Below are 1,646 nucleotides of genomic sequence, written 5' to 3' on the forward strand. Positions count from 1 at the left end.
GCTGTTGTCTCCCAATAAGTAGCTGCACTCGGAAAATTACTCGCTGCGCTCCTGATTTTCCAGAATCAATAGGGCCAGGGCTCCCATTGGCTCTTCGGCTTTCGGGAATCAAGATGTTGAGCGTGCCTCCGTTTTTCCCTGACCTTTCGGCTTGTGATAAACCTTGTCGATTAGGCCTTTCAGGCTCTCTGTGCCCTTGGGTGAATTCGGCCTTCCTGAATGTGCGGCGATGTGGGGTTGCTGGCTGTGCCGCTGCGAATGAAACCCCGCCTTGTTGTGGTACAGTGGCCACAAAATCCCAACCCGGACCCTGCCTATGCTCGTCTACCTTCTGGTCGCCTGCGATCGCCTTGATGAAAAGCAGGAAAAGAAGCTCAAGCGTAACCTGGTTGATCTGCAAGCTGCGTTGCAGGCGTATGTGGATGCCAATGAAGTGGCCACGCTGATAGATGACTGTGAGAGTGAGGAGTGTGAGGACTGGGTGCTTGGCATTAGCCTGCCGGTGAAGAAAAAGATCGGGCTCAAGGAGCCGGTGAATCTGTTTAATGACCTGGCCAAGCAATTCAACATTGATTGTGAGGTAGGGTCGATTGACGACGATCAGCGAGACCCGGTGAGTTATTTTGGTAAGCGGGAAGGCGTCGGAGATGCGTTTTTGATTGCGGAGTATTTGGGGGTGTGACGTACTTGTCGGATTACGCCTTTCAGGCTCTCTGTGCCCTTGGGTGAATTCGACCTACAAAAACCGTGCTTCGTAGGTCGGGTTAGGCGTAGCCGTAACCCGACACCTGCGCCGCCTTCAGGCGGCGGTTTCCTGTTTGCTTTCCTGTGTTGTTGGGGCGTACTGATTGGCGTCGGTGGTGTATTCCGCGTGGCCATAGTCCACCAATAGTTCCTTGATTCTCTTCACCAGTATTTTGTCCGCCAGCTTGTTGGCCACCGGGATATCCTGCAGCGTTCGGTAGGCGATCAGGCGTGGCACCACGAACAGGTTGCCCACGGTGAACAGGGCATAATCTATCAGGCGGGGCTCCACGCCCATTTCTTTTGCTTTCGATTTGTCTTTGCGGCCCAGGAATGCCTGGGTAAAGAAGACTTTGGAGAAGCTGCGTTCCACCCGGTTGTGCACTTTGCTGATCAGCTTTTCGTCCTTGGGGCGGTAGACCGACATGGTGGCGCGGGTCAGTTCGCCGCAGGTCTCGTCATCGTAGCCTTCGCGCAGGGTGCCGGAGTAGGTGAGCATGGTGTCGATGATGTCCGGTGCCTCGGCGGGCAGCAGTTCTTCGGGCAGGCCCAGCAGGAAGCATTCATAGCGGGACAGCTCGACGATGGCACGCTCGTTGGCGGTGAAATGTTTACGCCCTTTGCGCAGCGCCTTGAAGGCGGTTAGGTAGGCGGGCATGGTGCCGGCGGGCATCTGGTCTACCTGGGGGATGGGAATGCCATAGACGGCCGGGTCCCAGGGGCCACCCTTGTCGGTGGTGGCACGCTTGATGATGTTGAAGCGCACCATGGAGTGCATCAGGCGGACCATGGCGGCGGCCTTGAAGCCGGGGCCAAAGCGTTCCAGTGCGCCGGGCAGGGTGGCGGTGGTGAAGAAGCTGGCGGTTTCGTTGATGCGCTGGTTCACCGAGTCGTTGGCCAGG

The 1,646-nt window shown here is 57.1% G+C and carries 2 protein-coding genes; one reads left to right on the forward strand and one right to left on the reverse strand.

The window, feature by feature from the left end:
- The first annotated feature begins 316 nt into the window (after positions 1-316).
- Positions 317-682, forward strand: a complete 366-nt coding sequence (locus A3730_RS04190; RefSeq protein WP_063520257.1) for a hypothetical protein — start codon at positions 317-319, stop codon at positions 680-682.
- A gap of 117 nt (positions 683-799) precedes the next feature.
- Here the strand turns inward: A3730_RS04190 and A3730_RS04195 are convergent.
- A partial coding sequence (locus A3730_RS04195; protein ID WP_156500885.1) for an oxygenase MpaB family protein occupies positions 800-1,646 on the reverse strand: 847 nt, incomplete at its 5' end.

Source organism: Alcanivorax sp. HI0044, from assembly GCF_001634945.1.

Bases quoted from the DNA above. Each gene is read 5' to 3' on its own strand.
- A3730_RS04190 (WP_063520257.1), top strand. From the start codon at position 317: ATGCTCGTCTACCTTCTGGTCGCCTGCGATCGCCTTGATGAAAAGCAG.